This is a genomic window from Paracoccus methylovorus (genome assembly GCF_016919705.1).
Lineage (GTDB): Bacteria > Pseudomonadota > Alphaproteobacteria > Rhodobacterales > Rhodobacteraceae > Paracoccus > Paracoccus methylovorus.
In genome coordinates, this window is record NZ_CP070368.1 from 1,758,950 (window position 1) to 1,781,537 (window position 22,588).

Here is a 22,588-nt window from a genome sequence, read left to right on the forward strand (position 1 = left end):
ACGGACCGCAACAGAAACCCAAGGCAGGAAACCGACCGGCCGATGTTCACCCAGCGCCGCAGCCGCAACATGGTCGAGGCCGCGTTCACCACGCTGTCGCTGATCTATCATGTCACGGTGAATAACCTGCGCAAGGGGCAGCGCAATGCCGTGGTCGGGCTACTCATGACGGTCGTGCAGGCCGTCGCGATGGTTCTGGGCTTTTATCTGTTGTTTGCCATGATGGGGGTGCGGCGCGCGCCAATCCGGGGCGACTACATCCTTTACATCATGTCCGGGATATTCATGTTCATGGCCCATTCGCAGGCCATGGGCGCGGTGGCCGGTGCCGGCAATCCCAGCAACCAGATGATGAAGCACGGGCCTATGAACACCGCGGTGATGATCTCGGCCGCAGCGCTTGCTTCGCTTTACCGACAGACCTTTTCCAGCATCGTGGTGTTGTCGGGTTATCATTTCCTGATTGAGCCCATCCATATCGACAACCCGCTGGCCTGCTATGCGATGCTGCTGCTTGCCTGGTTTTCGGGCTGCTGCATCGGGCTGATATTCCTGTCGATGCGTCCGTGGTGGCCGCAGGCCGCGCAGGTGCTGACCCAGCTTTACCAGCGCCTCAACATGGTGTTTTCCGGCAAGATGTTCGTGGCCAACATGATGCCTACCATGATGCTGCATATGTTTTCCTGGAACCCGCTGTTTCATATCATCGACCAGACGCGGGGCTTCGCCTTCATCAACTATTCTCCGCGAAATTCGTCCTTGGAATATCCGATCTATGCCACGCTGACATTGCTGATGATCGGGCTTATGGCGGAATTCGTGACCCGCAAGGCCGTTTCGCTCAGTTGGTCGGCCGCACGTTGAGCCGGCGCCACGTCTTGCCCCCGCCGCGCTTTGGCACCGGCTTTTGCGCGGCCTTGCGCGGACCTCCAGGCCGCGGGCGCCGAGAGCATATTTTCTGCTGCTCGGCCAGCTTGCAGCCCGCCAGACCCCTTCCTATATAGGCCCATGAAGCGCGAAGGGCCCCTGAACAGGTCCCTTCGGTCAATCCAGGGATCGGGCTTCGGGGGCCGCTCAAGGACCCAAGGCCCAGAATATCGCCGCAAGAAAGGTTATTGCATGTCCAAAGTCATCGGCATCGACCTCGGAACCACCAACAGCTGCGTCGCCATCATGGACGGCAGCCAGCCCAAGGTTATCGAGAATTCGGAAGGCGCGCGTACCACGCCCTCGATCGTTGCCTTCACCGACAGCGAGCGTCTGGTCGGCCAGCCGGCAAAGCGCCAGGCGGTGACCAACCCCTCCAACACCGTCTTCGCCGTAAAGCGCCTGATCGGCCGTCGCACCACCGACGCGGAAGTCGAGAAGGACAAGCACCTTGTCCCCTACTCCATCGTCGATGGCGGCAATGGCGACGCTTGGGTCGAGGTGCATGGCGACAAATATTCGCCCAGCCAGATTTCCGCCTTCATCCTGCAGAAGATGAAGGAAACCGCCGAATCATACCTGGGCGAGTCGGTCACCCAGGCCGTCATCACGGTGCCCGCCTATTTCAACGACGCCCAGCGTCAGGCCACCAAGGACGCCGGCAAGATCGCGGGTCTTGAAGTCCTGCGCATCATCAACGAGCCGACCGCGGCTGCGTTGGCCTATGGCCTCGACAAGAAAGATTCCAAGACCATCGCCGTCTATGACCTTGGCGGTGGCACCTTCGACATCACCATTCTGGAAATCGACGACGGGCTTTTCGAAGTCAAATCCACCAACGGGGACACGTTCCTTGGCGGTGAGGACTTCGACATGCGCATCGTGAACTATCTCGCCGATGAGTTCAAAAAAGAGCATGGCGTCGATCTGACCAAGGACAAGATGGCCCTTCAGCGCCTGAAAGAGGCGGCCGAGAAAGCCAAGATCGAGCTGTCCAGCTCTAGCCAGACCGAGATCAACCAGCCGTTCATCTCGATGGACAAGGATTCGGGCACCCCGCTGCACATGGTCATGAAGCTGACCCGCGCCAAGCTGGAAAGCCTGGTCGGCGACCTGATCAAGCGCACGATGAAGCCGGTTCAGGACGCGTTGAAAGACGCGGGCATGTCCAAGGGCGACATCGACGAGATCGTGCTGGTCGGCGGCATGACCCGTATGCCGAAAGTGGTCGAGGAAGTGACCGCCTTCTTCGGCAAAGAGCCGCACAAGGGTGTGAACCCCGATGAGGTCGTGGCGCTTGGCGCCGCCATCCAGGCCGGCGTGCTGCAAGGCGACGTCAAGGATGTGGTCCTGCTGGACGTGACCCCGCTGTCTCTGGGCATCGAGACGCTGGGCGGCGTGTTCACCCGCCTGATCGACCGCAACACCACGATCCCGACCAAGAAATCGCAGATCTTCTCGACCGCCGAGGACAACCAGAACGCCGTGACCATCCGGGTCTTCCAAGGCGAACGCGAGATGGCCGCGGACAACAAGCTGCTGGGCCAGTTCAACCTGGAAAACATCCCACCGGCACCGCGCGGCATGCCGCAGATCGAGGTGACCTTCGACATCGACGCGAACGGCATCGTCAGCGTCAGCGCCAAGGACAAGGGCACCGGCAAAGAGCAAAAGATCACCATCCAGGCATCGGGCGGTCTTTCGGACGATGAAATCGACCGGATGGTCAAGGATGCCGAGGCGAATGCCGAAGCCGACAAACACCGCAAGGAACTGGTCGAGGCCAAGAACCAGGCCGAAAGCCTGATCCACTCCACCAAGAAATCGCTGGAAGAGCATGGCGACAAGGTGGACGGCTCGACCGTCGAAGTGATCGAACTGGCCATCGGCGCGCTGGAGGAATCCCTCAAATCCGAGGATGCCGGCAAGATCAAGGGCGGCATCCAGAACCTGATGGATGCCTCGATGAAGCTGGGCGAGGCCATCTACAAGGCCAGCCAGGCTGAAGCCGGCGCGGGCGAAACCGATCGCGAGGCAGGCCCGCGCGACGTGGATGACGAGATCGTCGATGCCGACTTCGAGGATCTCGGCGAAGACAAGCGCAAGTAAGCGCGATGTGAACCCATCGGCCGGCCCGCTGCAGACCCGCACGGGCCGGCCATTTCTTGAAAGACCCCGGACGCAAACAACATGGCGAAACGTGATTATTACGAGGTTCTGGGCGTTGCACGGGGCGCCTCGGCCGATGAAATCAAAAAAGCCTACCGCACCAAGGCAAAGCAGCTTCACCCGGACCGCAACAAGGATTGCAAGGTTTCCGAAGCCGCGTTCAAAGAAGTGAACGAGGCTTACGAATGCCTTAAGGACGACCAGAAGAAGTCCGCCTATGACCGCTTCGGCCATGCCGCTTTCGAGAACGGCGGCGGCTTTGGCCGTGGGAACGGTCAGGGCCACGGTGATTTCGGGTCGGCCTTTGCCGACGTGTTCGAGGATCTGTTCGGCGATATGATGGGCCGCCGCGGTGGTGGGGGCGGCCGCTCGCGCGCCAGCCGCGGTCAGGATCTGCGCTATAACCTGCGCGTATCGCTGGAAGAGGCTTATAACGGCGTTCAAAAGACCATCAACGTGCCCGGCTCGGTCGCTTGCGCCGCCTGCAATGGCACAGGTGCCGAAGGCGCGGTCGAGCCCGCCACCTGCCCCACCTGTTCGGGCATGGGCAAGGTTCGTGCGACCCAGGGTTTCTTCACCGTCGAACGCACCTGCCCGACCTGTAACGGCCATGGTCAGATCGTCAAGAATCCCTGCTCGGAATGCAGCGGCGCGGGCCGCATCCAGAAAGAGCGCACGCTGTCAGTGAACATCCCGGCCGGAGTCGAATCCGGCACCCGCATTCGTCTGGCGGGCGAGGGCGATGCCGGAATGCGCGGCGGACCAGCCGGAGATCTCTACATCTTCATCGAGGTCAAGGAACATCCGATCTTTATCCGCGACGGCCGCATGCTGGCCTGCCAGGTGCCCGTCAGCATGGCCACCGCAGCTTTGGGTGGCGAGATCGAGGTGCCGACCATCGACGGCGGCCGCTCGCGCGTCAAGGTCCCTGCCGGCACCCAATCGGGCAAACAGTTGCGGCTGCGCGGCAAGGGCATGCCGCCTTTGCGTCATGGGCCCGGACTGAACGGCGAAGCTGGTGACATGCTGATCGAGCTCGCCGTCGAAACGCCGGTGAACTTGACCGCCCGCCAAAGGGAACTCTTGCGCGAATTCGAAGCCATCAACGCCGACAACAACCCCCAAACCCAAGGGTTTTTTCATAAAATCAAGGGGTTTTGGGATGAGATGAAAGGTTGATCGGGCGTTAACCGCCTATTCATGCTTCCATGCCAGTCTGACGGTATGGAACCGAATCGTGCCTTTCAAGAAGCGCCGCTGCCGTTGTTTTCCGCGGCATCGGATGCTGTGCAAATCTCAGGGGACGAGGCAACGCGCTCGGGAATGCCTCTTCCCGCCCCGCATGGCCGCCTACCCAGTTACATCGCCGACCACCGCGCCCGACTGCGGGAACGCTTCATGCAGGGTGGGGCGACGGCCATGCCGGATTACGAATTGCTTGAACTGGTGCTGTTCCGCGCCATTCCGCGTCAGGATGTAAAGCCATTGGCGCGTCGGCTTCTGGATCGCTTTGGCGATTTTAACCGGGTGCTCTCGGCCCAGCCAACTCGGCTGGCCGAGGTTTCTGGCGTCGGACCTGCCGTCATGCAGGAGCTGAAGATCGTCGAAGCCGCGGCCCAACGACTGGCACGCTCGCGCGTTATGCACCGTCCGGTGCTGACCAGTTGGGATGCGCTTCTGGACTATTGCCACACTGCGATGGCGCACCGCGACACCGAACAGTTCCGCGTGCTCTATCTGGACCGCAAAAATGTGCTGATCGCTGACGAGGAACAGGCCAACGGCACCGTCGACCACGTCCCGGTCTATCCGCGCGAGATCCTGCGCCGTGCGCTGGAACTAACCGCCAGCGCGCTGATTTTGGTGCATAATCATCCTTCTGGCGATCCGACTCCCTCACAAGCCGATATCAACATGACGAACCGCATCGTCGCGGCAGCCGAAGTGATGGGAATCGCCCTCCATGACCATCTGATCATCGGTAAATCAAGCGAACTCAGCTTTCGCAGCCAAGGGCTGCTTTAGCGCAAACACTAGAAAAAGTGGGTCTTCCTGCGCAACCAAAATCCCACACCTGCGGCGATTTGCGGCGGCGCAGCACACCGGGGCCGCTGGACTGACGCGGATTTGATCGCTAGAACCGCGCGGCGAGGGCTGTGCTACTAATGCGGCCCGTTCCGTCGTATCGCCCCGATTCCGGGGCATAAATGGAGATCAGACCCGTGTCCCACGCAGACGAACACGCAGGCGATCACGGCACTACCCGGAGGGACTTCCTCTATTACGCGACAGCCGGTGCCGGCACCGTCGCGGCCGGGGCCGCCGCCTGGACGCTTGTCAACCAGATGAATCCCTCGGCCGATGTGCAGGCGCTTGCCTCGATCCAGGTCGATGTCGGCGGCGTCGAAACCGGCACCCAGCTGACCGTGAAATGGCTGGGCAAGCCCGTGTTCATCCGCCGCCGCACCGAGGAGGAAATCCAGGCTGGCCGCGCGGTCGACCTGGATCAGTTGATCGATCGAAACGCCGAAAACGCCAACAAGCCTGACGCGCTCGCGACGGACGAAAACCGCTCGATGGACGAGGCGGGCGAATGGCTGGTCATGATCGGCGTTTGCACCCATCTGGGTTGCGTGCCGATCGGCGACGGCGCAGGCGATTTCGGCGGCTGGTTCTGCCCCTGCCACGGTTCGCATTACGACACATCCGGTCGTATCCGCAGGGGTCCGGCACCGGAGAACCTGCACATCCCGGTCGCCGAATTCGTCGACGAAACCACCATCAAGCTGGGCTGAGGAGGCACACATGGCCGGTATTCCCCACGACCATTACGAGCCCAAGACGGATTTCGAGCGTTGGCTGCATCGCCGCCTGCCCATCGTCAGCCTTCTTTATGACACCCTGATGATCCCGACCCCCAAGAACCTGAATTGGTGGTGGATCTGGGGTATCGTGCTGGCTTTCTGTCTGGTTCTACAGATCGCGACCGGCATTGTGCTGGTCATGCATTACACGCCGCATGTCGATATGGCTTTCGCCTCGGTCGAACATATCATGCGCGACGTGAACGGCGGCTATATGCTGCGTTATCTGCATGCGAACGGCGCTTCGCTGTTCTTCCTTGCCGTCTATATCCATATCTTCCGCGGCCTCTATTACGGGTCCTACAAGGCTCCGCGCGAGGTGACATGGATCATCGGCATGCTCATCTATCTGATGATGATGGGCACTGCGTTCATGGGCTATGTTTTGCCCTGGGGTCAGATGTCCTTCTGGGGCGCCACCGTGATTACGGGCCTGTTCGGCGCAATCCCGGGCGTGGGCGAGTCGATCCAGATCTGGCTGCTGGGTGGTCCGGCGGTGGACAACCCGACGCTCAACCGATTCTTCTCGCTGCATTATCTGCTGCCCTTCGTCATTGCGGCGCTTGTGGTCGTCCATATCTGGGCCTTCCACACCACCGGCAACAACAACCCAACCGGTGTTGAAGTCCGTCGCACCTCGAAAGAAGAGGCCCAAAAGGACACCCTGCCCTTCTGGCCCTATTTCGTGATCAAGGATCTGTTCGCGCTGGCTGTGGTGCTGGTCATCTTCTTCGCCATCGTCGGCTTCATGCCCAACTACCTGGGGCACCCCGACAACTATACCGAGGCGAACCCGCTGGTGACGCCCGCGCACATCGTGCCCGAATGGTATTTCCTGCCCTTCTACGCCATCTTGCGCGCATTCACCGCCGATGTTTGGTTGGTGATGCTGGTCAACTGGCTATCGTTCGGCATCATCGACGCCAAATTCTTCGGCGTTCTGGCGATGTTCGGCGCGATTATTGTTATGGCACTTGTGCCGTGGCTTGACACTTCGCGCGTGCGCTCGGGTCAGTACCGTCCGCTGTTCAAGTGGTGGTATTGGCTGCTGGTCGTGAACTTTGTGGTTCTGACTTGGGTGGGTGCAATGCCGGCCGAGGGGATCTATCCCTATATCGCGCTGGCCGGTGCAGCCTATTGGTTCGGCTATTTCCTCGTGATCCTTCCGCTGCTGGGTATCATCGAGAAGCCGGATCCGATGCCGCAGACCATCGAGGAAGACTTTAACGCCCAGCATGGGCTCCAAACCCATCCTGCCAAGTAAGGAGAGGCAACAATGACCTTGAGAAACGCATCGCTCACGGCTGTTGCGGCCCTGACCGTTGCCCTGGCAGGCGGCGCAGTGGCACAGGACGCAAGCACTGCACCGGGTACAACGGCCCCCGCAGGCTCGAGTTATCAGACGAACCAGACCGCCACCCCGGCAGCCAACGCTCCGACCCCTGAAGCCACGGCCGAGCCGGCGGCAAATGAGGTCGAAGCCGAGTCCGCCGAGCCCACACAAATCCCCGTAGCCGAGGAACCGGCTGCGGAGGCTGTCTCGGATGAGCCGGCGGAAGAACCGGCCGCTGACGAGCCTGCAGCAGAAGAAGCGCAAGCAACCACGGAAGAGACGGCGACCGACGAAACGGTTGTCGAGGAAACTGTGGCGGAAGAACCCGCAACAGAGCCTGTTGAAGACGGCGCTGTAGAAGAGGTCGCTGCCGAGGAAACTCCGGCCGAGGCCGAAGCTGCCGCCGAAGAACCGGCTGCCGAGGAAGCGGAAGCAACCACGGAAGAAGCCCCCGCCGAGGAGGCCGCGGCCGAGGAAGCTCCGGCAGATGAAGCCGAAAGCGACGAAGCGGTGGAGGAAGAACCTGCAGCCGAGGAGACCGGTGAGGCTGCTGCAGCCGAGGAGGCGGGTGACAGCCACGCCGCCGCGCATATCGAAGACATCTCGTTCAGCTTCGAGGGTCCCTTCGGTAAGTTCGACCAGCATCAGTTGCAGCGCGGGCTGCAGGTCTATACCGAGGTTTGCTCGGCCTGCCACGGCCTGCGTTATGTGCCGCTTCGCACCCTCGCCGACAAAGGCGGCCCGCAGCTGCCCGAGGACCAGGTCCGCGCCTATGCCGAGAACTTCGACATCACCGACGCGGAAACCGGCGAGGATCGCCCACGTGTTCCGACCGACCACTTCCCCACCGTCTTGGGCGAAGGCTTGGGGCCGGACCTCTCGCTGATGGCCAAGGCGCGCGCTGCGTTCCACGGTCCTTACGGCACCGGCATTTCGCAGCTGTTCCGTGGCACCGGTGGCCCGGAATACATTCATGCGATCCTGACAGGCTATAACGGCGAGGAAAAGGAGGAGGCGGGCACTGTTCTTTACCATAACGCCGCCTTCGCCGGGAACTGGATCCAGATGGCCCCCCCGCTTTTCGACGAGCAGGTGACCTATGAGGATGGTACCGAAGCAACGGTTGATCAGATGGCCCGCGACGTCGCGGCCTTCCTCATGTGGACTGCGGAGCCGAAAATGATGGATCGCAAGCAGGTCGGCTTTGTCTCGGTGATCTTCCTGGTTGTGCTTTCTGTGCTGCTCTACCTGACCAACAAGAGGTTGTGGCATTCGGTTAAGCATCCGCGCAAACCGGAGTGATCGCTTTGCCCTGATCTTGGAAACGCGCCCTACGGGGCGCGTTTTCATTTCCGCCGCGCGTTTCCGGCGGCTCGATATGGACAAGCCGGTCCAGCCCGGATCAGATGAAACATGGCGGCATTGACGAGGGGCTGAACATGGCAATCTACAATCTCGGCTCGATCAATATAGATCACGTCTACCGTCTATCCGCCCTCCCCAGGCCCGGCGAAACGCTGCACGCGCAATCCTATACGCAAGGTTTGGGCGGCAAAGGTGCGAACCAGTCCGTCGCCGCCGCCCGTGCGGGGGCCAATGTCGTGCATCTGGGTGCCATGGGCATGGGCGACGACTGGGTGTTGGGGCGACTTGCCGCTGCGGGCGTGCAGACCTCGGCCATCGCTCGGCTGCCGGATATCGCCACCGGCCACGCAATCATTCTGGTCGACGCCACGGGCGAAAACTCGATTGTGCTGTATGGCGGCGCCAATTTGGCCTTGCCAACTGATTTGACCAACCGCATCGAATTCGGCCCGGATGATTTCCTGTTGATGCAGAATGAAACCAGCCTGCAGGCCGAAACTGCAGCCCGCGCGCGCGAGGCCGGCGCACGCGTGATCTATTCCGCAGCCCCCTTCAGCATTGCAGCCCTGCGCGAGGTTCTGTCGCATGTCTCAATTCTGGCAGTCAACGACGTCGAAGCCCGCGACACCTTTGCCGCCTTGGGCGAAGACCTGCCGGTTGACGGCCTGCTGATCACACGCGGCGCAGATGGGGCCGAGTTCCGCGATAAGCGCAGCGGACGGATCTGGCGCCAACCGGCATATACTGTGCAGGCGGTAGACACGACCGGGGCCGGAGATTGCTTTACCGGCTGGTTCACTGCTGGACTGTCGCGGGGCGAAGATATCCCCAGCGCCCTGCGCCACGCCGCGGCGGCCGCAGCACTGCAAGTGACGCGCAAGGGTGCAGGGGACGCCATGCCCGACCGCGATGAAGTGCTCACCTTTCTGAACGCCTGCGGCTGAGAGCTTGCCCGCAGGCCCGCATCTGCCTATCTGGAACCTATGAGAGTTCCATTCCTGAACCGCCCGGCCACTGTCGCCGTCCTGCGCCTGCAAGGCGCCATCGGAGTTGCCATCCGCGGCGGCCCCGCCCTGTCCGACGCGGCCTTGGCGCCCCTGCTGGAGCGCGCCTTCAAGCGGCGCAAACCCGTGGCAGTCGCCTTGGCGCTGAACTCTCCCGGCGGCTCGCCGGTGCAGTCCAGCCTGATCGGCGCCCGCATCCGGCGCCTGGCCGAGGAATACGACATTCCCGTCCATGCCTTTGTCGAGGATGTGGCGGCCTCGGGCGGCTACTGGCTTGCCAGCGCAGCGGACTTCATCTGGGCCGACGACAGTTCGTTGCTGGGCTCAATCGGAGTGATTTCGTCGGGCTTCGGCTTTGCCGAACTGATCCAGCGACACGGGATCGAGCGTCGCGTGCATACTGCCGGACGCTCAAAATCAATGCTGGATCCATTCCGCCCCGAAACCCCCGAGGATATCGAGCGGGTAAACCGCCTGCTCGGCCCGATCCACGACGCTTTCAAGGAACAGGTGCGTGCGCGGCGCGGCGCGCGGCTGCCCAGCGATCGCGACCTGTTCACCGGCGAAATCTGGACCGGACGCGAAGCAGTCGAGCTGGGACTGGCCGACGGCATCGCCCATATGGTGCCGAAAATGCGCGAACTTTACGGCAAAGAGGTCCGCTTCCTGACCTATGGCCAGCGCGTGCCATGGTTCCGCCGCTTTGGCCTGTCCGCCGACGATTTCATCGACAGTATCGAGGAACGCGCCGCCTTCGCACGTTTCGGGGCCGGCCGCGGATGATAAAGACCGTCCTGCTGTGCCTGCTCATCATCATCGCGCTGGCGCTGGCCGCCGGCCCGGGGGTGCGTCGTGTAATCGCGAAACTGCTGGGGATCAGGCTGAAATGACCGCGCTTGTCACCGGGGGGGCCCGCCGCCTGGGCCGGGCCATCACGCTGTATCTGGCGCGGCGCGGGCTGGACGTCGCGATCCACTATCAGTCCGCGGACACCGAGGCCCAGGCTACCGCCGCCGAGGCCCGCGCCTTGGGCGTGCGGGCCGAGATATTCGGGGCCGACCTGCTGGATCTGGATCAGAGCGAGGCGCTGATCGACCGCGCCCATGCCGCGCTTGGACCGCTGAGCCTGCTGGTGAACAATGCGTCGATCTTTGAATACGACAATATCGCCACGGCGACGCGCGAAAGCTGGGACCGGCATATGGGATCGAACCTGCGCGCGCCATTCAGCCTGACGCAGGCCTTCGCCCGTCAGGCCCCCCCCGCAGACCGCAGCGGCGGGGAACCGGTGGCACGCAGCCTGGTCGTCAACATGATCGACCAGCGGGTGTTGAAACCGACGCCAGAGTTCATGACCTATTCGCTGGCAAAAGCCGGGCTGTGGTGGCTGACGCGCACTTCGGCGCAAGCCTTGGCACCCGATATCCGAGTGAACGCCATCGGCCCCGGCCCGACCCTGCAAGGCATTCGGCAGTCCGACAGCCATTTCAACAATCAACGCGCAGCAACCATTCTGCAACGCGGAGCTGGACCCGTGGATGTCTGTGCCGCGCTTGGCTATTTGATGGACGCGCCCTCGGTTACGGGCCAGTTGATCTGCGTGGACGGCGGCCAGCATCTGGCGTGGCGCACACCCGATGTGCTGGGCGTCGAATAGAGCAAAAAACCGCCGATCTGCGGCAAGTTGTCCACTTTGCCCGAGGCGTTCACACAATCTTCACGATTCTGGCAAGAAATTCAGTGGATTGCAGAGAGGAGAAAAAATATTTTGGAAAATCAGCACTTTATAATACTGCCCGAAATTTGGGCAGATCAACGAAACCCCAAGAAACGCTAATTGAACGTGTGATACTCCCAAGCTGATTCACAGAGTTATCCACAGATTCCGTGGACAGGATTCAACTTGAACTTTCCCGCACGAACTTGCAGCCGCGCCCCAGAATCGTTTGGTTAGCAATATGACCGATTCCCCCCCAGAAATGCGTGCCGCCAAAACCGGCCATGCGCTGATCCAGGACTATCTAAGGACGCTCGACGGTTCGCCGGGTGTCTACCGGATGCTGGATGCGCAGGGGGCGGTGCTTTACGTCGGCAAGGCGCGCAACCTCAGGGCTCGGGTTTCGAACTATGCGCGCGGCGCGGGGCATTCGGCACGGATCGCACGGATGATCCGCGAAACCTGCTCGATGATGTTCCTGACCACGCGCACCGAGACCGAGGCGCTGCTGCTGGAACAGAACCTCATCAAGCAGCTCAAGCCGCGCTACAACGTGCTTTTGCGCGACGACAAGTCGTTCCCGAATATTCTGGTGGCCAAGTCGCACCCTTTTGCCCAGATCAAGAAGCATCGTGGCGCCAAGGCGGAAAAGGGCGATTATTACGGCCCCTTTGCCAGTGCCGGGGCGGTGAACCGGACCTTGAACCAGCTTCAGCGGGTGTTCCTGCTGCGCTCTTGCACCGATGCGACGTTCAGCAGCCGGACGCGGCCCTGCCTGCTTTACCAGATCAAGCGGTGCAGCGCACCTTGCGTCGGCCGGATCGGGCTTGATGACTACAACGCGCTGGTGGCCGATGCCGAGCTGTTCCTGCAAGGCAAGTCCACCGCGATTCAGGCCCAGTTGGCACGCGAAATGACCGTGGCCAGCGAGGCGATGGAATACGAACGCGCCGCCGCCTTGCGCGACCGCATCAAGGCGCTGACCGCCGTGCAGTCGGTGCAGGCGATCAACCCGCGCGGCGTGGCCGAGGCGGATGTGATCGCCCTGCATATGGAGGCCGGGCAAGCCTGCGTGCAGGTGTTTTTCATCCGTGGCAACCAAAGTTGGGGGAACCGGGACTTCTACCCGAAACTCAACGGCGTCGAGTCCGCCGACGAGGTGATGCAGGCGTTCCTGGCGCAATTCTATGATGGCAAGGTGCCGCCACGGCTGATCCTGCTGTCGCATGGGATCGAAGACCCGGACCTGATGACCGATGCGCTGTCGGAAAAGGCTGGCCGCAAGGTTGTCTTGGGCATCCCCCGGCGCGGCGAAAAAGCCGAACTGGTGGAAAACGCCCTGCGCAATGCCCGCGAAAGCCTTGCCCGCCGCATGTCGGAAAGCGCTGCCCAACTGCGACTGCTGGAGGGGCTGACCGAGGCCTTCGACCTGCCCGCCCCGCCGCAGCGCATCGAGATCTATGACAACAGCCATATCCAGGGCACCAATGCGGTTGGCGGCATGGTGGTGGCCGGACCCGAGGGCTGGATCAAAAGCCAGTATCGCAAGTTCAATATCAAGGGCACCGAAATCACCCCGGGCGACGATTTCGGCATGATGAAAGAGGTGCTGACCCGCCGCTTTTCACGCCTGCTCAAAGAGGACCCCGACCGTCAGACCGACAGTTGGCCCGATCTTTTGCTGATCGACGGCGGGGCGGGGCAGGTTTCGGCGGTGCATGAGATCATGGCCGATCTGGGGGTCGAGGATATTCCGATGATCGGCGTCGCCAAGGGCGAGGACCGCGACCACGGGAAAGAGGAATTCCACCGCCCCGGCCAGCGTCCCTTTGCCCTGCGTATGAACGATCCGGTACTGTATTTCATCCAGCGCCTGCGGGACGAGGCGCATCGCTGGGCAATCGGGACGCATCGCGCCAAGCGGGCCAAGGCCACGATGGCCAACCCGCTGGACGAGATCGCTGGCATCGGCGCAGCGCGCAAGCGCGCTCTGCTGGCGCATTTCGGCAGCGCCAAGGCGGTCAGCCGCGCTGGTCTGGCCGATCTGGTCGCGGTCGAGGGGATCAGCGAATCCATGGCGCAAAAGATCGTGGATCACTTTCACAAGGGCTGACAGGGGGCCAGCATGGAAGACACTGTCCGACAGTTCTTTACCCGCTACGAACGCCTGTTTGGGCAGGCGCTGGCTGGTCAGGCGGACATGCAGGACATTGCCGCCCTCTATGCGCCCGAATTCGTCGCAGCCTCTCCGGCGGGGGTAAGGGCGGGTCGCAACGACGACCAGCTAAAGCAAGCCATGGCGCAGGGGTATGAGCATTATCGCGCCATCGGCACCAAAGCGATGACGATCCGTGAGATCCGCCTTTCGCCCATGGACGCGCTGCACTGCGTGGCCCATGTCAGTTGGAGGGCGGTTTATGATCGCGGCGAGGCCCCCGACGTGCAGATCGAGTTCGAGGTGCATTACCTCGTCCAGATTCTTGACGGCACGCCCAAGGTCTTTGGCTGGGTATCGGGCGATGAACAGGCGCTGCTGAAACAGCACGGCATCATCGCCGATTGACCCGAGAGCCCGTCAGACCAGACTAGCGGCAGCGAGCCGGGTTCACCCCCACCGCACGCAGCCCCCAATCGGTCATCTGCGTGACAAGCTGCTGGCCGGCCGCGTCAAAGGCCGGGATCAGGTCGGCTGTCCGCGTCGTCGGCGCCTCGGCCGTCGCGGTGAACCGCCCGCGCGAAACGACGCGCGCATCCATCTCGTTCACCATCTGCGCATTGACGGACAGCCTGATGATCGCGCCCTGCCCCACAACCTCGGCATTGAAGTCATTGATTTCACTGATGAGCGCGTAATCGCCCGAGGTGCCCAATGGTGCCCTGCCGACATGGGTAAAGGCGTCGTAAACGCCAAAGCCGCGCACCAGCAAGGTCTGCAAAGTCACCGGCACCGTGTCGCCCCAGCGCGCGTCGGGCAGGTATTGCGTCTGCAACTCGTTTGGGCGGATCATGATGCGGTCGGTATCCAGCGTGCCGCGCGTTTTGGGCGGCTCGATTACCAGCTCCGCCCGCCGGCCCTGCCCGCATTGCCGCGGCACATCCGAGGGCGGGCGCAGTTCAAACACGTCGCGGTCAGGCTCTCCCTTCAGCGCGCTCAGTGCGGCGCAGCCCGGCAGGGTCATGGTCAGGACAAGAAGGGCGACGGTAAGGCGCATCATGGACTCCTTCAACGGCGAAACTCGGGCGCACGCGGCCCCGAGAAGATTTGCGACGGGTTACGCCTCAGCGCCGTGACCAGATCGTTCACATTGCCGACCAGCGTCCGCAAGTCGCTGGCCATGCGGGTGAATTGCGGCAGCCCGTCACGGGTGAAAGCCTGCACCGGGCCGCGCGCGCTGTCCAGCATCCCGCGCAGGCTGGCAAAGGCGGCGTCAGCGCTGTCGGCGGCATCGCGTAGCCGACCAGTGATCTCGGGCAGGTCGGCCGCGACGCGATCAATGGCCTCGTTCGCCTTGCCCAGCGTCACGCGCAGATCGGCCACCACCGGCTCAACATTGCTGTTGATAACCCGGTCGGCACCGTCAAAAGCCCGCTCGGCCGAGGCAAGCGTCCGCTGCCCGACCTCAAGCGCCGCATCAAGGCTATCCAGACTTTGATCCGCCCGCGTGGTCAGCCGGGACAGATCCTCTTGCAGGGTGGCGGCTGTCTGGTCCAGGCGCTGCGTCAGCGAGGTCAGGTCGCCCGAAACATAGGTGCGGACCTCGTCCAGCAGGGCTGTGCCCGATTCCAAAGTCGTATCGACCTTGGCCGCGCTTTCGGTGAACTTGGCCAGCGCGGTATCGGCATTGCCAAGCGTCGTCTCGGCCGCGGCGCTGAGACCGTCCAGCCGTTCACCGAAAGCCGAGATATCCGTGGCCGCCGAGGCGATGGACTCGGTCGCTGTCGTCACATCGGCCAGCGCCTTGTCCAGATTGGCACTGGATCGTTCCACATTATCCAGAATGTTGCTGACCCGACTTTGGTTTTCGTCGCCCAAAAGCTGGGTCAGTTGCTCGGCCACGGTATTGAGGCGCGAAACCATCTCGGGGCCCTGATCGGACAGGGTTTGCAGGGCGGAGCGGTTGGCCGCGATGACCGGGACCGAATCCGGGTCCACCTCGCGCAGCAGCGGCGCATCAGACCGCCCTGCGGTGATCGCCACTGCGGTCACACCCGTGACGCCCTGTATCTCGATCGAGGCACGGGAATCGGTGCGCACTGGCGTATCTTCGGCCACTTCGACGCGCACGCGGACAGCGCCGTTCACGCTCTGCGACAGCTGCATGTTCACGACCCTGCCGACGGAAAGCCCGGCGAAAGTGACCTCAGACGACACGCTCAGCCCCGACACCTCCGGGAAATAGATGTCGTAATAAGCAAACTGCCGGTCCAGTTCGAGCTTGGCGAACCACATCAGAAACAACAGCAGGCCCAGGAAGCCGGCGATGGTAAAGGCTCCGATCAGGACATAGTTTGCCTTGGTCTCCATGGGCTTACTCCTTTGCGCGGCCGGTGGTCAGGGCGGCGCGGGCGCGCGGGCCGTGGAAATATTCATGCACCCAAGGGTGATCGACCTGAAGCATCTCGGCCATGGTGCCGCTGACCAGCACCTTTTTTTCCGCCAGCACCGCGATACGGTCGCAACAGGCATGCAGCGTATCCAGGTCATGCGTGACCAGAAAGACCGACAGGTCCAGCGCGTCACGCAACTCGACGATCAGCCGGTCAAAGGCATCGGCGCCAATGGGGTCCAGCCCTGCCGTCGGTTCGTCCAGAAACACGATCTCGGGGTCCAGCGCCAGGGCACGGGCAAGGCCGGCACGCTTTTTCATGCCGCCCGACAGGTCCGAGGGGTATTTGTCGTTCGCATTCCACGGCAATCCGGCCATCGAAACCTTGAGTTCCGCCAGCCCCTGCCGCGTCTCGGGCGACAGCCCGGGCACGGCACGCAACGGCACCTCGACATTCTCTCGCACGGTCAGCGAGGAAAACAGCGCCCCGCTTTGGAACATGACGCCCCAGCGCCGCTCCAACGCCTCGCGCGCGGGACCGGCAAGCCCGCCCACGTCCTGCCCGAAAACCCGCACAGTTCCGGCAGCCGGGCGGTTCAGCCCGACGATGGTCCGCAGCAGCACCGATTTCCCGGTGCCAGAGCCACCAACCACACCCAGAATCTCGCCCCGCCGCAGATCGAGGTCCAGCCCGTCATGCACGACATGCCGTCCGAACTGGGTGCGCAGCCCCCTGACCTCGACGATATTGGCGCTCATATCCCCACCTCAGCGAAGAAGATCGAGAACAGCGCATCGACGACGATCACGGCGAAAATCGCGTTGACCACGGCGCGCGAAGTCTCGGCGCCCAGCGATTCCGCATCCTTGCCAACCTTCATCCCGGCATGGCACCCGATGATACCGATGATCAGCGCGAAAACCGGCGCCTTGGACAGGCCGACGATGACATGATCGACGCTGGTATCCGCAAGCAGCCGGTAGCGAAACAGCGAGGGCGAGATGCCCAGTTCGATCCACGACATCAGCGCACCGCCGACCAGCCCGGAGATATTCGCAACCAGCCCCAGAATCGGCAGCGTAATCACCAAAGCCAGCACGCGCGGCAGGATAAGCACCATGTCGGGGTCCAGCCCCAAGGTGCGCATGGCGTCGATTTCCTCGTTCATCTTCATCGAGCCGATCGAGGCGGTCAGCGCCGAAGCGGTGCGACCCGCAACGATAATCGCCGTCAGCAATATGCCCAATTCACGCAGGATCGAAATGGCGATCAGGTCGATGACAAAGATCTCGGCCCCGAACTGCTTGAGTTGCGCCGCGCCCTGAAAGGCCAGGACGACACCGATCAGAAAGGACATCAGCGCCACGATCGGCACGGCGCGCAGCCCGGTTTCATGACAATGCCAGATCAAAGAGGTAAAACGGAAATCGCGCGGATGCCGAATTCCGCGCACGAGCGCAGCCAGAAAACGGCCCAGATATTCAGCGATCTCGCGCAAGAACACCACTGCGGCGACCACGCGGCGGCCGGTCTGTTCCAGCATCAGCCGCCAGCCTGCCCGTCCAGCGGTTTCCGTGTCGGGCTGTGGCAGTGCCTGCCGCACATTGTCGAGCAACCGCGCATGCGCGGTGGTCAGCCCCTCAAGACCCGCGCCCTCGCGTTCACGCCCGACCAGATACCATGCGGCGGCGGTATCAAGGCGTTTCAGCCCCGACAACTCCAGCCGATGCGCTGTCCCGGCCTCGGGCGGCAATTGGCCCAGCGTCCAGACGGTGAACTCGCCCTCCAGCCGCATCACACCGTCCGAAGCGGTGGCGCCAAGCTTGGGATCGGCAGAAAGGCTGGCCATGATCATCCTGATCGCAAAAGATAAATCGGATTCATTCAGTGATTGCGGGATTTTGTCAAATCCGCAGGGTATTTCCCTTGGCTTGCTGTGGCCAATCCGCCCCGCACCCACCACCGGTTTGCCTTAACATCCGGCTTTGCCAAGAGAATTTTCAGCGTTTTTTAAAGTCGCCCATATTGACTAAAATGTCTAACCTAGATTAATTGGCCGCGTTCCGTTTCTTCTTATTGAAGTGGTGACGACCTCTTCAATCGCTGGCCTTAACTATGCTGCAGATCGGTATCGCGTGCGACCGGCAGGAAGAAACACGCACGGCATGAATCGGGGTTCCCGCGACTCACGATCCATGTCGGGGAAGGCTCCTCGGGATCTGAATGAACCAGTGTCATTTTAACGATAATCCCGAGGACAACCGCCCCGCGCAATTCAACCCTGTGCCAGACCGCGCATCATCCTGACCGGCTCGGTCCGCGCCAGACGCAGAATATGTGCCATATAGGGCTGTTGCAGATCCTCGGTCCGCAGCGCCGCGTAAAGCCGGCGCAACATGCCGTGGCGACCCAAGGGCAGCAGCGCCAGTTCGGGATTGCGGGCCTGCGCGCGCAGCACCCAGTCGGGCATCACTGCCACGCCGCGCCCCGAAGCGATCAGCATCAGCGCGATAGCCGTCTGCTCGACCTGCCGGACATGGGCCGGCTCTACCCCCGCCGGGTCGAGGAATTGTGAAAATACGTCCAGACGCGGGCGTTCCATCGGATAGGTAATCAGCGTCTCGCCCGCCAGATCGGCGGGTTCGGCATAGCCCTTGGCGGCCAGCGGATGGCCGGCCGCGACCACCATGGTCGGGGCATAGTCGAACAGCGGCTGAAAAGTAATGCCGGCAATATCTTCCGGGTCGGACGAGATCACCATGTCCACTTGTCCTCGCTGCAACGCCGGCAGCGCCTTCAGCGCCAAGCTGGATCGGATGTCCAGATCGACCTCGGGCCAGGCGCGGCGGAACTGATCCAGCACGGGCAAGAGCCAGTCGAAGCAATGATGGCATTCCATCGCCATGTGCAAACGCCCGGCGCGGCCCAATTCGACGGCCCGGAACTCGGCCTCGGCGGCCTCGATCAGCGGCAATACCCGTTCAGCCGTGCGCAAAAGCCGCATCCCTGCCGCCGACAGCCGCAAGGGCTTGGTGCGGCGCAGGAACAGTTCGACTCCCGCCTGCTCCTCCAGCGCCTTGATCTGATGCGACAGCGCCGATTGCGTCAGGTGCAACACCTCGGCCGCGCGGGCAAGTCCCCCTTGCTCATGAATGGCGCGCAGGCTGCGCAGATGACGTAGTTCAAGGTGCATCTTGATCGGTGCTCATGATAATCTTGAAGATTATGAATTTGTCTCACGTCACGGCGCATGTCACAAGACCCGCGACATAAGGATAAATGCCATGCCCACGCCCGCGACCTCTCCGGCCGTCAGTTTCGAATTTTTTCCGCCCCGGAACCTCGATCAGTCGTTCCGCTTGTGGGAAACCGCGCGTGCGCTGGCACCGCTGGGCCCGGATTTCGTTTCGGTCACCTATGGCGCAGGCGGCACCACCCGGCAATTGACGCATGAGGCGGTGACCGCCCTGGCCAGCCATTACGGGTTGAACGTGGCCGCGCATTTGACCTGCGTGGATGCCACGCGCGAAGAAACGCTGCAGATCGTTCAGGACTATGCGGCCGCCGGTGTGCATGAGATCGTGGCGCTGCGTGGCGATGCGCCGCAGGGGCAGGATCGCTTTGCCCCCCACCCCGAAGGCTTTGCCAATTCGGCCGAACTGATCGCCGCCATCGCGGCACGCGGCGACATGACCATCCGCTGCGGCGCCTATCCCGAACCGCACCCCGGAAGCCCCGATACCGCCGCCGATGTCGCCTGGCTGAAGCGCAAGGTGGATGCCGGCGCAGCCTCTGCGATAACGCAGTTCTTCTTTGACGCCGAAACCTATTTCCGCTTTCGGGATTCTTGTGTCGCCGCCGGAATCGACGCGCCGATCATTCCCGGCATTCTGCCGATCCAAAGCTGGGCCGGCACGCGCCGCTTTGCCGAACGTTGCGGCACCTCGGTTCCCAAATGGGCCGAGGACGCCTTTGCCGCTACCGGCAAGGAAGGCGAGGCCACGCTGGCACTGGATATCTGTGTCAAGCTGTGCGAGCGGCTGGTCAAAGGCGGCGTGGACAGGCTGCACTTCTATACGCTGAACAAGCCCGAATTGGTGCTGAAGGTCTGCGCTGCACTGGGGATTGAGCCGAAAGGCGAGTTTTCCCGCGTGGCCTGAGCGGGCCACACCAAGGCAGAAAAGCAGATCAGCCATCCGGCTGTTCCCCCGCGCTGGCCACCGTGTCGGGCTGCCCGCCAGCGGCCAGCGGGACCGCTTCGGCCCCCGCCGCATTCGACGCCGGCGATTTCACCTGAATCCGCCGGCGACGTGGGCGCGGCGGGGCCGCGTCGGCCAGCGCCCCGGTCAGCAGCGCAGGGCCCGTATAGGGGCGCGGCACGGTTGGATGCAGGCCCTCGGACGGATCGGCCCCGGCCAGCCGCGGCGCGCGCGCCAGAAAAGCCTTGCCCCAGTTGCGCCATGAACCGACCGAAGGCGCGGTGGAATCGCAGGAAAAATGCGCGCGCCAATCGGACGGCAGTGGCAGGCCGAATTGCTCGGCCCGCGACATCATCCAGACCAGCGGGATATTGGCCAAGGGCCGCGCATATTCCAGCCCCGAAAGCTGGCCGCCCACATCCGGATGGCAGCCCCGAAACCACATCTGCTCGACCCGGCCGGGGGCCGAGGCGCTGTCCCAGATCATCGGTTGGAACGCCGCCCGCGTCTCGTCCAGCGCCAGCGCCTGCACGCCATGTTCAACCTCGGCACCCAGATGTGCGTCGTGAAAGCGAAAGCGCGGCTCGGTCAGCATCCACAGCAGCGGCAGCCTGATCCCCAGCGCCATCACGGTATCGAACACGCCGATCATGCGGATCGGCACCGTGGGATGGCATATCGCCGGATCAAGGCGCCCCACCAGCCGGTCGCGGCCGCTGCGGTAAAGCTGCCAAGCCTGCTGCACATTGCGGCGCGACGCACGGGCATGGGTCAGCAACCCCACGCGCCCGATCATGCCCGCAAGCGAGCGCACGGCAAAAGCGCCGCGGGAATAGCCGAACAGGAACAAGGGATTGCCCGGCCGCCATTCGCGCGCAAGCCAGGCATAGGCATCGCATATATGCCGCTCCAACGTCGAACCCATCGCCAGTTCGGGCAGCGTGCGCCATGCCTCCCATTGCTGGCCGGGGGCGTAATGCACCCGGACCGGCGCCGGTCGCGCCCCGTATTCACCCGACAGCAGAGCGTAGATGCGGGCGATAGAGGACCTTCGCCCCTCGGTCAGCGAGGCGAAAGTTCCATCCATCAGGACAACCTGACATATCGGCGGGCGGGTCGATTCCATGATCAGACGCTAGCACGGAAAAACGAAGCGTCGATTAATGCCTACTCAAGTGCATTCACGGTCATGTGTGCCATCAACCCAAACCCGTTGAAGCGGGTGTTGGTGACGGTCGAATAGGCACCTGCACCGTGAAAGATGACATAGTCGCCTTCCTGGATATCGGCCGGCAGGGGCAGCTCGCCCGGCAGCCTGTCCACCGAATCGCAAGTGGGCCCAAAGATGACGCGGGGCATTTGTTCCCCCTCACGCGGGGTGCCCTCGGGCGTCAGCACCTGAAGCCGGTCGAGGTTGCCGACGATGGGCAGCTCGAACAGCCCGCCATAGACGCCGTCGTTAAGGAATACGTTCACCCCATCGCGCACCGCCTTGACCCGGGTGATCAATGAAAAGGCGTCGGCGCAAAGACCCCGGCCCGGCTCGCAGACAAGCTGCGGCGCGTCGGCGCCAAAGGCTTCGTCGGTGATGCGGCGGATCAGTTCAAAGATCGCGGTCAGATCGGGTTCCACGCCCGTCACGCGATGCGAGGGAAAACCACCGCCCACATTCAGCCGCCGCGCCTTGACGCCTGCCATGTCGCATATCTCGGCTGCGGTGGTGATATAGCTTTCCCAAGCATGCGGATCGGTGCATTGCGTGCCCGGATGGAAGGTCAGCGACGGGATATAGCCGCGATCCGCCACAGCGCGCAGCAGTTCTGCCGCCAGTTCCGGCGTCGCACCGAATTTAGAGCCGAAATCATAGGCCGCACCCAGCACCGGCAGCTTGAACCGGGGCGAAATCTCGCAGTTCCCGGACGGGACACGGGCAAAAATCTTTTCCAGTTCCGAGCGGCTGTCTACCGACCATGCCTTGATCCCTGCCTCGACCGCATGGGTGATTTCAGCCTGCGAGCGCACGGGGTTGTGGTAATGACGCGCCGCATCCGGGGTCAAACGGCCGATCAGGTCGATTTCAAAGGGCGAGGCCACGTCGAACCCCTTGATTCCGGCGGCCGAAAGCGTGCGGATGACCGCCTCGTCCGGGTTCGACTTGACCGCATAGGTGACAAGGCCGGGAAAGTCGCGCAGGAAACGCTGCGCCGAGGCGCGCAGGACCGAGGGCGCAAAGACCATCACCGGGTTTTCCGGCGCCAGCCTGCGAATGATCTCGGCGGGATTGCTCCAGACGGTCTTGGGGCCGCGGCCCTCGGTCAGTCCCATCGGCATGTCCTTCCTGTGCGCGTTTGGGTGAAAATCAAGTCTGCGCCCTATGGGTTCCGATTGCTGCAATGAAAAGGGTGGAAATGGGCCGAGGCTTCGTTAATATGACGAAAGTTTCGGCAGATTGACAGGTGCGC

The 22,588-nt window shown here is 62.6% G+C and carries 21 protein-coding genes; 14 read left to right on the plus strand and 7 right to left on the minus strand.

Going from position 1 to position 22,588, the window contains the following annotated elements; translation table 11 throughout:
* Positions 1–42: 42 nt before the first annotated feature.
* The 12 genes from JWJ88_RS08780 to JWJ88_RS08835 all read left to right on the plus strand — a co-directional run bounded on the left by JWJ88_RS08780 (position 43) and on the right by JWJ88_RS08835 (position 13,942).
* Positions 43–864: an ABC transporter permease gene (locus JWJ88_RS08780; protein ID WP_205293729.1), complete on the plus strand. Its 822-nt coding sequence runs from the start codon at positions 43–45 to the stop codon at positions 862–864.
* A 255-nt stretch (positions 865–1,119) separates the two neighbouring features.
* On the plus strand, positions 1,120–3,036 hold the full coding sequence (gene dnaK / locus JWJ88_RS08785) for a molecular chaperone DnaK (protein WP_205293730.1): 1,917 nt from the start codon (positions 1,120–1,122) through the stop codon (positions 3,034–3,036).
* 81 nt (positions 3,037–3,117) lie between these two features.
* The gene (gene dnaJ / locus JWJ88_RS08790; RefSeq protein WP_205293731.1) at positions 3,118–4,275 is read left to right on the plus strand and encodes a molecular chaperone DnaJ; all 1,158 of its coding nucleotides are present in this window, start codon (positions 3,118–3,120) and stop codon (positions 4,273–4,275) included.
* A 45-nt stretch (positions 4,276–4,320) separates the two neighbouring features.
* Positions 4,321–5,121, plus strand: coding sequence for a RadC family protein (radC, locus tag JWJ88_RS08795; RefSeq protein WP_205293732.1), 801 nt, complete (start codon positions 4,321–4,323; stop codon positions 5,119–5,121).
* 182 nt (positions 5,122–5,303) lie between these two features.
* Positions 5,304–5,891: a ubiquinol-cytochrome c reductase iron-sulfur subunit gene (petA, locus tag JWJ88_RS08800; RefSeq protein ID WP_407673844.1), complete on the plus strand. Its 588-nt coding sequence runs from the start codon at positions 5,304–5,306 to the stop codon at positions 5,889–5,891.
* A gap of 10 nt (positions 5,892–5,901) precedes the next feature.
* Positions 5,902–7,224 (plus strand): cytochrome b, encoded by a 1,323-nt coding sequence (gene petB, locus JWJ88_RS08805; RefSeq protein ID WP_205293734.1) that lies wholly within the window; start codon positions 5,902–5,904, stop codon positions 7,222–7,224.
* Between the two features lie 12 nt (positions 7,225–7,236).
* On the plus strand, positions 7,237–8,595 hold the full coding sequence (locus JWJ88_RS22055) for a cytochrome c1 (protein WP_205293735.1): 1,359 nt from the start codon (positions 7,237–7,239) through the stop codon (positions 8,593–8,595).
* A gap of 137 nt (positions 8,596–8,732) precedes the next feature.
* Positions 8,733–9,602, plus strand: a complete 870-nt coding sequence (locus tag JWJ88_RS08815; protein ID WP_205293736.1) for a ribokinase — start codon at positions 8,733–8,735, stop codon at positions 9,600–9,602.
* Positions 9,603–9,641: 39 nt separating this feature from the next.
* A complete protein-coding gene (locus tag JWJ88_RS08820) occupies positions 9,642–10,445 on the plus strand; it encodes a S49 family peptidase (protein WP_205293737.1) in 804 nt (267 codons plus the stop codon).
* 103 nt (positions 10,446–10,548) lie between these two features.
* Positions 10,549–11,319, plus strand: coding sequence for an SDR family oxidoreductase (locus JWJ88_RS08825; RefSeq protein ID WP_205293738.1), 771 nt, complete (start codon positions 10,549–10,551; stop codon positions 11,317–11,319).
* A 301-nt stretch (positions 11,320–11,620) separates the two neighbouring features.
* On the plus strand, positions 11,621–13,492 hold the full coding sequence (gene uvrC, locus JWJ88_RS08830) for an excinuclease ABC subunit UvrC (RefSeq protein ID WP_205293739.1): 1,872 nt from the start codon (positions 11,621–11,623) through the stop codon (positions 13,490–13,492).
* A 12-nt stretch (positions 13,493–13,504) separates the two neighbouring features.
* Entirely contained in the window at positions 13,505–13,942 is a 438-nt protein-coding gene (locus tag JWJ88_RS08835) for a nuclear transport factor 2 family protein (protein WP_205293740.1), read from the plus strand.
* A gap of 22 nt (positions 13,943–13,964) precedes the next feature.
* Here JWJ88_RS08835 and JWJ88_RS08840 read toward each other — a convergent pair whose 3' ends face one another.
* The 4 genes from JWJ88_RS08840 to JWJ88_RS08855 are packed head-to-tail and all read right to left on the minus strand — an operon-like array spanning position 13,965 to position 17,776.
* Positions 13,965–14,594 carry an ABC-type transport auxiliary lipoprotein family protein gene (locus JWJ88_RS08840; protein WP_240200139.1) on the minus strand — a complete coding sequence of 210 codons (630 nt, stop codon included), beginning with the start codon at positions 14,592–14,594 and terminating at the stop codon, positions 13,965–13,967.
* An 8-nt stretch (positions 14,595–14,602) separates the two neighbouring features.
* A complete protein-coding gene (locus JWJ88_RS08845) occupies positions 14,603–15,904 on the minus strand; it encodes an MCE family protein (RefSeq protein ID WP_205293741.1) in 1,302 nt (433 codons plus the stop codon).
* Positions 15,905–15,908: 4 nt separating this feature from the next.
* Positions 15,909–16,685: an ABC transporter ATP-binding protein gene (locus tag JWJ88_RS08850; protein WP_205293742.1), complete on the minus strand. Its 777-nt coding sequence runs from the start codon at positions 16,683–16,685 to the stop codon at positions 15,909–15,911.
* Positions 16,682–17,776 carry an MlaE family ABC transporter permease gene (locus tag JWJ88_RS08855; RefSeq protein WP_205293743.1) on the minus strand — a complete coding sequence of 365 codons (1,095 nt, stop codon included), beginning with the start codon at positions 17,774–17,776 and terminating at the stop codon, positions 16,682–16,684. Before JWJ88_RS08855 ends, JWJ88_RS08850 begins: the two co-directional genes overlap by 4 nt.
* On the opposite strand from JWJ88_RS08855, the gene JWJ88_RS21980 reads away from it, so the two are divergent.
* Positions 17,775–17,903, plus strand: coding sequence for a hypothetical protein (locus tag JWJ88_RS21980; protein WP_256439699.1), 129 nt, complete (start codon positions 17,775–17,777; stop codon positions 17,901–17,903). The genes JWJ88_RS08855 and JWJ88_RS21980 overlap by 2 nt on opposite strands.
* 299 nt (positions 17,904–18,202) lie before the next feature.
* On the opposite strand, the gene JWJ88_RS08860 is transcribed toward JWJ88_RS21980, so the two are convergent.
* On the minus strand, positions 18,203–19,120 hold the full coding sequence (locus tag JWJ88_RS08860) for a LysR family transcriptional regulator (RefSeq protein ID WP_205293744.1): 918 nt from the start codon (positions 19,118–19,120) through the stop codon (positions 18,203–18,205).
* A gap of 91 nt (positions 19,121–19,211) precedes the next feature.
* On the opposite strand from JWJ88_RS08860, the gene metF reads away from it, so the two are divergent.
* Positions 19,212–20,087, plus strand: a complete 876-nt coding sequence (metF, locus tag JWJ88_RS08865) for a methylenetetrahydrofolate reductase [NAD(P)H] (RefSeq protein WP_205293745.1) — start codon at positions 19,212–19,214, stop codon at positions 20,085–20,087.
* Between the two features lie 28 nt (positions 20,088–20,115).
* Here metF and JWJ88_RS08870 read toward each other — a convergent pair whose 3' ends face one another.
* On the minus strand, positions 20,116–21,213 hold the full coding sequence (locus JWJ88_RS08870; protein ID WP_240200140.1) for a DUF2235 domain-containing protein: 1,098 nt from the start codon (positions 21,211–21,213) through the stop codon (positions 20,116–20,118).
* Between the two features lie 80 nt (positions 21,214–21,293).
* On the minus strand, positions 21,294–22,451 hold the full coding sequence (locus tag JWJ88_RS08875) for a type III PLP-dependent enzyme (RefSeq protein ID WP_205293747.1): 1,158 nt from the start codon (positions 22,449–22,451) through the stop codon (positions 21,294–21,296).
* Positions 22,452–22,588: the final 137 nt, after the last annotated feature.